Genomic DNA, 11740 nt, shown 5'->3' with positions numbered 1-11740 from the left:
ACATCGTGATGAGCGATTTGGAGGAAGCGATTGAAGCACTCCGTCTCGCTGCGAACGGGAAAAATGAACTGACGGCAAATACCTACTTTCGCTGGCAACTGAATACACAGTATCCAAGCGTCGCAGAAATCCTGATTTTATTCGGATCTTGGCAAATTGCTCTCGAACGAGCCGGAATCGGTCACGTTCGTGTAGCCTTTACCAAATCGGATATCATCGAGGCCTTACGCGCTGCGAAGGAGGAACTGGAACCCTTCACGAGTGCGACGTACCGTGAATGGGCTCAGCAACATCAGGCGCCGAGCTTGACCGATATCGTCCATCAATTCAACTCGTGGCAGCAGGCATTATCGGAAGCAGAAATCCTAAAGGAACGGGTGCAAGAGATGGAGCGCCGGATCATCGAATCGTTACTCGAAGCACAAGAACTCTTACCTGTTTTGACAAGTCAGACCTATACGAAATGGGCAGCTGGAAAAAACCGCCCGACCGTCGCGACCATCGCGAGACGGTACGGATCCTGGAGTAATGCGTTAGAAATCATCGGTATCGAACAACCGCGTAAACGCTGGACGGAAGAGGAAGTCCTGCGTATCCTGACAGAAGCAGCAGATGAACTGGACGGTTTGACGATTGCCCATTATCAACAATTCAGTGCGGGACGGGATACGCCGAGTATCGGTGTCATCACAGCGTTATTCGGCAGTTGGAGTAACGCCGTGATGATCGTCTCAGACCAGCGGCCATCGTAAATCGACTTGATCCGAAAGAGAAGGGGAAATCAACATGAGAAAATGGAAGTGGCTGATCTTAACGCTGTTTGGTATCGGGTTGCTCGTTTTTTTCGGATCAGGTGGGTACGTCTATCATCAGGACAGTCAGACGGTTGAGGAAGGGAAAGTCGATGTCCCGGTTCAAGCGAGTGTCGAAACGGCAGCATCGAGCCAACCGGATACGGACCAACCGGATAAGGATAAGCAGTCAGACAAACCAACCGAATCGAAAGCATTATCGTTTTTATTGCTGGGTGTCGACCAACGCGGCAATGAAGCGGGCAGAAGTGATACGATCATCGTCGTGACCGTCAATCCTGCAAACGGTACGAGCAAGATGCTCAGTATTCCCCGTGACTTGAAAACGGAGATCATCGGCAATGGTTCAACGGATAAGATCAATCACGCCTATGCGTTTGGTGGACCAGAGATGGCACGCGAGACCGTCGAACATTTACTGGATCTGCGAATCGACTACTTTGCAGAGATCAATCTCGATGGCTTCACAGACTTAGTGGACGCAGTCGACGGGGTGACGGTCGAAAATGATATCAATTTCTCTTATTACGAGATGCAGTTCCCCAAAGGAGAGTTAGCGTTAAACGGCAAAGAAGCACTCGCCTATGCGCGGATGCGTTATGACGATCCGCGAGGCGACTTTGGGCGACAGATCCGTCAGCGGCAAGTCGTCCAAGCCGTCGCGGACAAGTTGACGGCAGGTTTTTCACTGGTCCGTTTCAATGACGTCTTGCGTGTTCTTGGTAAAAACGTCAAGACCGACATCCCGTTTCCGGTCGTTCGGAAACTGGCAACCGATTACCGGACCAGTTTAAAAAACGTCGAGACCCTGTCCCTTGAAGGAAGTGGTGGAATTGAGGCGGATGACATTTATTATTGGCATCCGACGGACGGTTCCCTGAAACAGGTCCAAACGACGTTACAGACCGAGCTTCAATGACGAACATTTTTCTTAAACAAATCGGGGCTGAATCAAAAAGGGCTTACTTTTTCTTTTACGCATCGCGTGAATTGAATGATTTCTTCCCAAGTAAAGAGGAGGATTCAAAAAGAATCATTTTTTCTCCACTGGCTTGTTTGTCTTTGACAGCGCAAGCCGACTTGCGTTTTTTCCTGCAGGAGTCTCGTGCATCACATGATTTTTTTGAAATGAAAGCAGGGAGGCGGATTTTGATATCCACCTCCCTACTTTGTATAAAACCGATGCTTAAGTGAACCTGAACGGTCTGTTTTAATTTTTGGAACGGATGGAATTACGGGCGGGTACTAATTTGATTGCAGAATAGATAAAATAGACGGTCGTCATGATTGCTGCTGCACTCCAAACGAGTTGATAGTTTGCACTTGTCGTACCGAAACGAAGTCCGACGAGCGCCGGAACGATCAACGTCAACCAGCTGAGTACGATGGCGACACGTGCCGTCAAGGCATCGATTGGCATGTTCAGCCCCATACCAAGGAAAAAGAGTCCCCAGAGAATGACCCAGAATAACCATGTCGTCCCACCCATCCAGTCACCGGTACTGAAGCTGACACCAGCATAAAAGAGGGCGGCGATGGCGACGAACAAAGAAAACCAACCGACGCCACTGCCGTCGAGTCCAAATAAAAACGTGATCCCGACATACAGGTACGTAAACGCAAACAGATAGATGCTCGCATATCCGAAGGTCAAAGCGGGATCACCGGCTGCTTCAATCACGAGCCATGTCGCGATGAACGTCTGCAGTAAACCGGTCAATAAGCTGAACAGCCCCGCACTTTTTAGATCGACTTTCCCGAATAACGACAGACTATTTAAAAAGAGCGCTACGCCCCCGAATAACAAACTTACATTTCCCACATGAATTCCTCCGTTAAGACGTCAGACGTCTGATTGTTAGCTTAACCATATGATGAATTCGCTTCCAATGCAAGTAAATTTTTAAGGAGAAATCAAACGAAAACAGACTCTTGCGATCACTTTCAGAAGAAAGCGAACCCAAGAGTCTGTTCTTAACGATTGAGGACCGAGCGTAACGTCGTTTCTGTTTGTGGTAACGTTCCTTTTAATGTAACGAGACCATAACGCGTCGACCCTTTTTTGATGAAGAAGACACGTGTGTAAGCAGATTCCGGCGTGTATCCCGTCTTGCTGGCGTAGACACGCGTGTCTCCCGGAAGCGACGTGTTTGTATGGTACCACGTCAATGTTCGTGCATACGGTCCTTTAACGGCGGTCTGGTACGATTTACGTCCGCTGACCGTCATCAAGTAGCTGTATTTGGCATAGGTGTTGGCAAGCTTCTGCATATCAGCTGCCGTCGTGTAGTGACTTGGGTGATAAAAACCGTGCGGGTTCATGAAATGACTCGCTGACATACCGATGCCGCTCGCCCGATTGTTCATCAGCGAAACGAATTTGGATTCAGAACCAGCTGTCCGGACCGCGATGGCTTTCGCTGCGTCATTGCCGGACCGGATCAGCATCCCGTTCAACAGTTGGCGCATCGTGACTTTGTCACCGGACCGGAAACCAGCTGAACTGCTGCCGGCAGGGACGGATAACATCGAATACGTTAAGGTGAACGTCTGATCAAGCGTTCCTTTTTTGGCAGCTGCGTCATAGGCGACGACAGCTGTCAATAATTTCGTCGTGCTTGCCGGGTAACGACGGGCAAAACTTTCTTTCGTCAGCTCATAGCCGGACGATCCGAGTTTGAAGTACCGCATCGAAGCAACTGGATAACTTCCACTTGACGAGGCAGGTGCACTCGTCGTCAGTTTTTTAGCGACCTGGTTTGAGACATAGTAGTAGTTGACCTTCCCTTTGACCTTGTACCAGCCATTCGAGTAAGAGACGGCATTGAATTTTGACTTGTATGTAGCATGCCGTTTGATATTTTTAGAAGAGGCCGTACTTGGCGACGTGCGGACATTGGCTCCTGCCGTCGAGTAGACGATGATTTTGTACGTCTTGACGGAACTTGTCCCGACTTTGGCTGCGACTTGGTTCGACAGATACCGATAAGCATTTCCGTCCTTGATCTTGTACCAGCCGTTTGAATAGGAAACGGCAGTGAACTTCGCTTTGTACGGGGCCCGACGTGTGATCGTCGCTGATGAACTCGTGCTTGGTTTCGTCCGGATGTTCGCACCAATCGTCGATGTGACGATGACCTGATAGCTGGCAGCTTGGGCAGGTAAGGCTGGGAGACATAATGTAATAAGTAGGACGAGTGTCAAACAAATCCTGAATAATGACTTCATAAAAATCTCATTCCCTCCTTTTGCAAAATATGTTCTTATCATAAAGCAAAAAAAGGAAATTCTCTTTTTTTTCAAAAAAATTACTTCAGCATACACCACAGGCATGAAACCCGGTAACATAGGGAATGAGAGCAAAAGACACGTCACAGGAGGGAAACAAATGAAAATAGCAGTCATCGGTTTAGGGGACATCGCACAAAAAGCCTATCTGCCCGTTTATGCAGAACGGACAGATCTAGAGGTCTATCTCGTTTCGGCAGATCAAGAAAAAGCCGAACGGTTACGATCGGCATACCGTTTCGCTGGGACGTATCATTCGATCGAAGATGTCATCGCAAGCGGCATTCAAGTCGCGCTGATCCATTCGGCGACAAAGGTGCATGCGAAGCAGGCAAAACAGTTACTGGCAGCAGGTATCCATATCTATATCGATAAACCGGTTTCGCTCGAAGTCGAAGAAGTCCGGGCGTTGACGGAACAAGCGGAAGAACAGGGGCTACATTTCATCACGGGATTCAATCGCCGGTTTGCCTCGGCGCACCGTGCCTTGCTTGAAGTCAAAGAGCCGAACGTAATCGTCATGCAAAAAAATCGGACTTCCTTCATCGAAGATGCGAAGACGTTTATCTTTGACGATTTTGTCCATGTCGCGGATACGCTTCGTTTCTTGACGGGACGCGGGAAAATCGAGAACCTGCAAGTCCGCGGCAAAAAAGAGGACGGTCTATTACACCATGTCACGATCCAGTTCGAAGCAAACGGCATCACGGCGATCGGGATCATGAACCGGAACAACGGGGTGACGGAAGAACGGGTCGAAGTGATGGGACCACACGAAAAACGGATTGCAACGGATGTGACATCGGTCGAACAGATGACGAAATCAGGTACGTTACGCGTACCACTCGATAACTGGGAACCGACGTTAAAACGACGTGGGTTCGTCGAGATGGTCGATGCGTTCATCGAGACGGTCCACGGGCATCCGTCAGCATCCGTCACGGGAGCCGACAGCTTAGCGACGCACGAGCTCTGCGCGGAAGTCGTCAAACGGTTGGACGAATTGTAAGGCATACTCAAACCGGTCCTGTCGTCCGGGACAACACAAAAAAACGAACGGGTTCTCTCATTTGATTGAGAGAACCCGTTCGTTTTTTGTATCATGTTCTGCTTAAATTTTTTTCAATTGATAGACCAATTTTCCGCCGGGACCTTCGAACGTTAGTGTAAAACCGGATCGGTTAAAGACGTAACTGACAAGACCTTCCGATAAGGCGAGGCGGGCGGACAAATCCGGTTCAAACCGAATCGATTCCGTATCATTGCGTGGTGCCTCAACCATTCCAAAGTCTTGATAGTCAATCGTTGCAACCAGCCCATCACGTTTCGCGAAGGAGACGTCAATTTGTCCGGTCGCAGGAAACGATCGTTCTTTCAGACCGGTATCGAGTGTACTCCGTTCGATTTGATAGGTACCTTCGACTTGTTTCAGCTGAACAAGCATCGCTTCTGCGCTTAATTGAAGGGACTTTGCCCGGAGCCGGATTGGATTGTCTTGCGCCAAGGCGAGTTGGTCGATCGTCCGGGCAATCTTAACGACTTCTTTGAAGTGATAGCTCGCTAATGCCGTTTCAAGCTGCACCATCAGTTTGGCAGGATCGTGCATCGTATCTTGGCGTGTCGATTGATCGACGGCTTGCGTGTACTGTCCGAGCTCGAGTTCGGACTGGACGCCGGATGGCGGCACTTCTGTACAACCAGCCAACAGGACACAAAACAGAATGATCACGAATTGTTTCATGCCTTCACCTCCGTGCGGACGATATGTGTGATTTGCAGATGATCCGTATGTAACCGAACGTTGTACCGGACATCATACGTGACCAGATGTTGACCGGCTGATCGGGTCAGTTGATACGTCTCGACCGTCTTGATTTGAAACGATGCGCCATTTGAAACAAACCGTTCGAAGTCAACGGTGTGCGGACGGGGAGGAATCGGGCTGTCAGACGCAGCTTGAATCGTCTGTAAGGCGGCGACTTCCGAATGAAACGTCTCGAGCGTCGCGAATTGAATCGCCGAGAACGTCTCAAGCGTATCCGTTGTTTTCGAATAGGTGGCGGTTTCCGGCACTGTTTTCGTATACTGGCGGACAAATTTCAGGACGTCGTAAGACGCCGGTGGGTCTTCTGACGAATAGGTTTGGTTATAGGCAGACATTTCATCGGACCAGTCTGCTATCGGTGAAGCCTGAACAGGCGGAGCAAGCGTCGTGTGCGTGGATTCCGTTTGCGTCAGCCCGTACCAGGTGCCGACAGATCCAAGACCGATGACGAACACGGTGATGAAGGATAACAAGCGTCGACTGGACGAAGGGGGATTCGGTGGGTCCAGTGTTTTTATTTTTTTGAGGACAGGGTGTTTGCAGTAGGAACACGCTGTCTCGTCTGTTTCTAAAGGGGTTCCGCAAAGTGAACAACGTTCCATTGACAAGCCCTCCTAACGAACTCAAGAGTATATTGGTTAAGATGAATCGTATTTTTGAATATCTTATTCAGAATAACATTAATTGGAAATCAAATCAAAAGCAGATCGTCTGTAACCTTTGAATTCAGACGGGGGGACGCCAAAAAAGGAGTCACTCTTTTTTCACGCGCTTTCCTCAGGCTTATGTCTCTGACAGCGTACGTTTACGCTTTTTCCTGTAGGCGTTCGCGTGAAGCGAGTGATTCCTTTTGAACGAGATAAGGGTGGCAGACTTGTCATCTGCCACCCTTATTTTTTGTATAGAGAGTGACGTTTGAGTCAGTCTCTTTTGCTGTCATGTTAGCTGGTAGCACTACTCAAACGGAATAACTGCCATCCGGTTGTTCGGTTACGTCCAGTGCGTCCTCTGCAAAAAACGTATCAACGACACGTGATGCGGCCAACCCGTCTTCCATCGCGCAATAGGCTTCGCGGAAAGTGTCGAGTTGCGACTGGTAGTCGTTCGCCAGTCGTTTGATATCGGATAAGGCTTCGATGAACGCATCTTCTGTTTCAAGAATCGGTCCTGGCAAATCCTTGTAGTAGTCAAGATAAAAACCACGTAAGGTATCGCGATACAAATCAAGATCGTACGCATAAAAGAACATTGGCCGGTTCATGTTGGCGAAATCAAAGAACACGGACGAATAGTCGGTAATCAACAGATCCGTGACTAGATACAGTTCTTGAATGTCAGGATAACTCGTGACATCGATGAAGCGCTCACGGTGTTCAGCTGGAATGCTCGGCTTCTTCGTCACGAGGACGTGCGTCCGAATCAGGAAGACGTATTCGTCACCTAACGCTTCTGCGACACGGTCAAAATCAAACGGATAATCAAAGAAGAACTTCCCTTTGCCAAGCGACTGATGATCACGGAAGGTCGGCGCGTATAAGATGACCTTTTTATCGTCCGACAATTGCAGTTTCGTCCGGATCGTCTCGATGGTCTTCGGTTGATTGTTCGAGAAGAACAAATCGTTCCGGGGATAACCGGATTCGAAAATCGGTCCGTCGTAGCGGAAGGCACTCTTGAAGATCGTCGACGCATACGAACTCGGTGACAAGAGGACACTCCACTGGTTAATCGAGTTCGTGACCCGGTCGACATAGCCTGCGTCCCGTCCGTGAATCTCGTCTAAATCAAACAACATCTTCTTCAGCGGCGTTCCGTGCCAGGTCTGGATATAGGTCGTCTCTTCCCGGCGTCTGAAGTAATGCGGGAAGTTTTGGTTGTTGACCCAGAACTTTGCCGTCGCCAGATAATAGAAATAAGCGGGCGATAACCGTTTGATGACTTTAGCGTTCGGGTCACCGAGGTAGAGACGTTTGTGATAGACCCAGACGACTTTATAGTCGAGGTTCTGGTGTTTCAGTTCCTCATAGATATAACGTGGACTGTCGGAATATTGTTTACCGAGTCCACTCTCAAAGACAACGAGTTTCGGGTCGACCGGCAATCGTTGCATCAACCGGTATGCAAATTTCATTGATGGGAAGTAGAACCGGCTTCGACGATACAGGCGGAAAAGAATGTTGGCCGCTTCTGCTGTCTGAATCTGTTCGATCCAACTCCGTTTCTTTTTATAATCGACGATCGTCTGCAGAATTTTTTCCGAGTACGACGATTCGACCGGTTGCAAGAATGCTGCAGCACGTGCCTGATATTCAGGTGCCATCAAAAATGAACGTGCGGCGGTCGCCTCAAGATCTTCAAACAGTTCATCAAGCGTCGATGAAATCCGACCAGGCAACTCCTGTTCCAAATCGAGATAAGAACCTTTTGGTCCGATGAACCGAATCGGGTCGAACTGGAAGTAATGAACCGGACGATTCAAGAAGCTGAAATCGAACGCAACACTCGAATAGTCCGTCACGAGGAGCAGGCTTTCTTTCATCAAGCCTTGGACATCGCGTTCGCCTTGATGAATGACGGTGATCGGTAAGTTTTCAAAGTGACTCGTGTATTGTTGCATGTTCGGATGGAGACAAAAGACGATTTCGAGTTGCTGCTCTGCAGCGAACTTGTGGAGTCGATCACTTGAAAGCAGCGTTTGGTACTGTTGATAATACTCCGACTCAAAAAATTGGAGTGGAGTTTGTAACCACGAACGCCATGTCGGGATGATCAACATCTGGCGTTTGACCTCAACGTCCTTTCGAAGCAGGGCATCGAAACGGGACAGACCGGTAATCCGGACTTCACGTTCCGGGTAGCCCATGTCTTGTGTCACCAGCCGTTTTTCCCGTTCTGAACTGACGAGGAATAAATCCGTATCAAAGGCCGGTGCAAATTTTCCGTACTGGTCATCCATATTTTTGGTACCAAGGACACCATGTTGGATGAAAATCCGATCCGCTTTCATCTTCCGTTTAAACGGTTCGGATTTTAGGGGATACAGGTATTCCGCATGGTGTGTCCCAATGACTTTTTTCGCCATCAAGGCATGATAGATATGTTCCTTGGACTTGAACGGTAACGCATGACCAAGTTGTTCGACTTGATCGTATTCGTTCGAATCGGGATCGATGACATAATAGACAGGACGGTCCGGGTATGTCTCACGCATATATTTAAAGAAATGATACCCATTGTCTTGTGCTTTGTAAGGACGTTCCCCGACGAGCCAGGTATTCTTTTCGGCAAACAGGCGATACAGGGGTGCAAATTTCATCATGTGGTTCAAATACGTATAATTGTCATTGGTGAATTCGGTCATCTCAAACGAGAGATTCCGATGACCGACCGTGAAGTACGGGATGATATGCATCGTCGTCGCCTCGCCCTGACCCCGTGTCTCCGGCGTCAATTGACGTGTGATGTAACGCGCCCGTCCGAGACGAAGCAATGTCGATTCAGCTCGGTGATAATACTCAAGCGCGACAAACGCGTCATAGATTCCTTCCTGCAGGACCTGATGTTCGCGGTGCAGACGGGTCCAGTCGATGACGGTCCGGTACGTATACCGGTAGAGACCAAATTTGTCGGCACTGCGGACATTGTCATAAACCCAGTCAATCGGCACGGGAATCTGCTCACCCGTTTCCCGGTGAACGAGCTGTAACGTTCCTTTTTGGATAAAGGCATGCCGAGTGAAGATTTTCCCTTTGATTTCCGTTTGATCGGCGACGGGACAATCAATCAAATCGATTTGCATCTTCGGTTTGACTTTTGGTTCTTTATTCAACAAAATCCGCAGATTGCCTTTGAGGTCTGTATACAGGTGGGCGGTATGTTGGAAATCCGGATCAATCAACGGCTTTAAGGGAGCGGCAATCCGTGTTTCCGAAAAACGACCGAGAATGATTTCACGTGTGAAGAGCTCATCGGTAATCGTGGCGCGACTCGGTAAGCCGTTTGTTTCCCACTTCTCGAGCGTCGTGGGTTGGAAATCGGCTAGATGTTTCGAAAATTTGAGCCAAAACGAAAAACGTCCGGAAGGTAGATCGGATTCCATTTCCGTTGTATCTTCGGACTCATCTGCTTCTACTGCGGTCAGTTCGTCTTCCGCTATTTCTTCAAGCGATGCCGTTTCTTGCTCGGTGAGACTCTTGTTTTTCAAAACGCGGTCGACGAGAGTCGGCAACACGTCATGCGTCAGTGAAAATGAAAAATGACTGCCGCCTGTCGTATGGGTATTGCGTAATTCGATGACCTCATTTAACTGGTGATCGCGAATCAGCAAGGATTCGACCATCACCGCCGGGTCAGACAGTTGACCGGTAATGGTATGTTCTTGGAATGTCGAGTCAAGTTGCAAAACTTGTTTGAACTTGGTGCGACGTGAAGTTGTTTTTTTCGGTTTTGGCAAAATCGAATTTCCGAATCGTGCCATCCGTAGTAATGTTTTTGAAAGACTCACAGAATAGGACCTCCTCATGAAAAAATCGTTTGTTTTCGACGTCGAAAACAAACAAAACGTGTCGTGTGCATGACAATTATCATATCATATTTTAATTTTTTTGGATGGGAAAAATTGAGACACATGAATTGGGAGGAATCCGAATGCATCACTTCATCTGCATCGACAGCTTCAAAGGCTGTTTGAGTTCGTCTGACGCAGCGCGTGCCATCCGGACGGGTATTTTAAGCGCGGACCCTGACGCGACGATCGACTGGAGTCCTGTGGCGGACGGGGGCGAAGGGACGCTTGAAGCGTTATCCGCGAATGGATTTCGAGAACTAACAGCGACGACGATTGACTTAGCCGGTCGTCCGATTCAGGTAACCTATGTCCAAAAAGGTCAGACCGCCGTGATCGAAGTCGCGACAATCTGTGGGCTGTACTTGAAACGATCGGAAGAGGCTGCGCTGTTACTAGATACACGAGGTGTCGGGCGGCTTGTTCGACACGTCTTAGAAACGAATGTCTCGGAGATGTTTCTTGCCTTAGGTGGCACGGCAACGACTGACGGGGGGCTTGGTTTTTTGTTCGAACTGGGCGCTGACCTGTTGACGCAAACCGGCCAGCCGATTCCTTGGCAGACGAACCCGCTGCTTGAGACGAAGCAGATCCGATTGCCGAAAGAGATTGACGGCTTACATGTCTTGGCGGACGTCACCGCGACGTATGCCGGGAAAAGGGGGGCTGCCCACGTGTTTGGACCTCAAAAAGGATTGACGGTACAAGAAATCGAACAGTTGGATACGCGTCTGGGAGACATCGGAAAACAGCTTGGAATCGATCGGGTGCCGGGAGCGGGTGCTGCCGGAGGACTGGGCGGAGCGGCTTACGCACTTGGTGCTTCAATTGATTCGGGAGCAGCCTATATCTTACGGGTGATCGATGCAGAAGAACGCATCAAGCGAGCTGATTATGTCTGGACAGGAGAGGGGCGGATTGATCGCCAAACAATGATGGGAAAACTTCCGGCAACGGTCGTCGCTTTCGCAAATCGCTCGAGCGTCCCGTGCATCCTGCTCGCAGGAGAGGTCACCGAACGGTTGGAACAAGCATCGGTATGCGAAACGATTCATGACCCGGACGAAGAAACGACGCTTGACCCAGTCATCACGAAAAAACGGCTGACGCGACGTGCGGAACAAATCGTCCGACGGCTCATGACGAGATGAACGGGACAACAAAAGACAATTTCTTTAATTTAGGGGAATGGTTGGAGGGAACAGGAATGAAGGACTGCGGCTTAGGGTAAAAGAAGTTATACTACTCTAT

General features: G+C 49.2%; 10 protein-coding genes. 5 read left to right on the top strand and 5 right to left on the bottom strand.

Annotated elements, in window-relative coordinates; translation table 11 throughout:
* The first annotated feature begins 8 nt into the window (after positions 1-8).
* Genes P404_RS0105535 through P404_RS18760 form a run of 3 tightly spaced genes read left to right on the top strand, consistent with a single transcriptional unit; the run spans position 9 to position 2006 of the window.
* The gene (locus P404_RS0105535; protein ID WP_034774056.1) at positions 9-752 is read left to right on the top strand and encodes a hypothetical protein; all 744 of its coding nucleotides are present in this window, start codon (positions 9-11) and stop codon (positions 750-752) included.
* 34 nt (positions 753-786) lie between these two features.
* Positions 787-1731: an LCP family glycopolymer transferase gene (locus tag P404_RS0105530; protein ID WP_014971322.1), complete on the top strand. Its 945-nt coding sequence runs from the start codon at positions 787-789 to the stop codon at positions 1729-1731.
* Entirely contained in the window at positions 1728-2006 is a 279-nt protein-coding gene (locus P404_RS18760; RefSeq protein ID WP_236624332.1) for a hypothetical protein, read from the top strand. Before P404_RS0105530 ends, P404_RS18760 begins: the two co-directional genes overlap by 4 nt.
* A 16-nt stretch (positions 2007-2022) precedes the next feature.
* On the opposite strand, the gene P404_RS0105525 is transcribed toward P404_RS18760, so the two are convergent.
* On the bottom strand, positions 2023-2634 hold the full coding sequence (locus P404_RS0105525; protein ID WP_014971321.1) for an AmiS/UreI family transporter: 612 nt from the start codon (positions 2632-2634) through the stop codon (positions 2023-2025).
* A gap of 152 nt (positions 2635-2786) precedes the next feature.
* On the bottom strand, positions 2787-4040 hold the full coding sequence (locus tag P404_RS0105520; RefSeq protein WP_026830194.1) for a serine hydrolase: 1254 nt from the start codon (positions 4038-4040) through the stop codon (positions 2787-2789).
* A 160-nt stretch (positions 4041-4200) separates the two neighbouring features.
* On the opposite strand from P404_RS0105520, the gene P404_RS0105515 reads away from it, so the two are divergent.
* A complete protein-coding gene (locus P404_RS0105515) occupies positions 4201-5109 on the top strand; it encodes a Gfo/Idh/MocA family protein (RefSeq protein ID WP_014971319.1) in 909 nt (302 codons plus the stop codon).
* 102 nt (positions 5110-5211) lie between these two features.
* On the opposite strand, the gene P404_RS0105510 is transcribed toward P404_RS0105515, so the two are convergent.
* The 3 genes from P404_RS0105510 to P404_RS0105500 all read right to left on the bottom strand — a co-directional run bounded on the left by P404_RS0105510 (position 5212) and on the right by P404_RS0105500 (position 10429).
* Positions 5212-5841, bottom strand: coding sequence for a hypothetical protein (locus P404_RS0105510; RefSeq protein ID WP_026830193.1), 630 nt, complete (start codon positions 5839-5841; stop codon positions 5212-5214).
* Positions 5838-6527: a zinc ribbon domain-containing protein gene (locus P404_RS0105505; protein ID WP_026830192.1), complete on the bottom strand. Its 690-nt coding sequence runs from the start codon at positions 6525-6527 to the stop codon at positions 5838-5840. Before P404_RS0105505 ends, P404_RS0105510 begins: the two co-directional genes overlap by 4 nt.
* A 356-nt stretch (positions 6528-6883) precedes the next feature.
* Positions 6884-10429, bottom strand: coding sequence for a CDP-glycerol glycerophosphotransferase family protein (locus P404_RS0105500; protein WP_026830191.1), 3546 nt, complete (start codon positions 10427-10429; stop codon positions 6884-6886).
* Positions 10430-10533: 104 nt separating this feature from the next.
* Here P404_RS0105500 and P404_RS0105495 point away from each other — a divergent pair, with 104 nt between their 5' ends.
* Positions 10534-11640, top strand: a complete 1107-nt coding sequence (locus P404_RS0105495) for a glycerate kinase family protein (protein ID WP_236624331.1) — start codon at positions 10534-10536, stop codon at positions 11638-11640.
* Positions 11641-11740 lie beyond the last annotated feature (100 nt).

Source organism: Exiguobacterium antarcticum DSM 14480, assembly GCF_000685865.1.
Taxonomy (GTDB): Bacteria; Bacillota; Bacilli; order Exiguobacteriales; family Exiguobacteriaceae; genus Exiguobacterium_A; species Exiguobacterium_A antarcticum.
The sequence above is the reverse complement of the archived record's forward strand: the minus strand, read 5'-3'. Positions and strand labels throughout refer to the sequence as shown.

What these genes read in the sequence shown, in the direction of transcription:
- P404_RS0105535 (WP_034774056.1), top strand. Translation starts at nt 9, where the DNA reads ATGAGCGATTTGGAGGAAGCGATTGAAGCACTCCGTCTCGCTGCGAAC.
- P404_RS0105530 (WP_014971322.1), top strand. Translation starts at nt 787, where the DNA reads ATGAGAAAATGGAAGTGGCTGATCTTAACGCTGTTTGGTATCGGGTTG.
- P404_RS18760 (WP_236624332.1), top strand. Translation starts at nt 1,728, where the DNA reads ATGACGAACATTTTTCTTAAACAAATCGGGGCTGAATCAAAAAGGGCT.
- P404_RS0105520 (WP_026830194.1), bottom strand. Translation starts at nt 4,040, where the DNA reads ATGAAGTCATTATTCAGGATTTGTTTGACACTCGTCCTACTTATTACA.
- P404_RS0105515 (WP_014971319.1), top strand. Translation starts at nt 4,201, where the DNA reads ATGAAAATAGCAGTCATCGGTTTAGGGGACATCGCACAAAAAGCCTAT.
- P404_RS0105510 (WP_026830193.1), bottom strand. Translation starts at nt 5,841, where the DNA reads ATGAAACAATTCGTGATCATTCTGTTTTGTGTCCTGTTGGCTGGTTGT.
- P404_RS0105505 (WP_026830192.1), bottom strand. Translation starts at nt 6,527, where the DNA reads ATGGAACGTTGTTCACTTTGCGGAACCCCTTTAGAAACAGACGAGACA.
- P404_RS0105495 (WP_236624331.1), top strand. Translation starts at nt 10,534, where the DNA reads ATGGGAAAAATTGAGACACATGAATTGGGAGGAATCCGAATGCATCAC.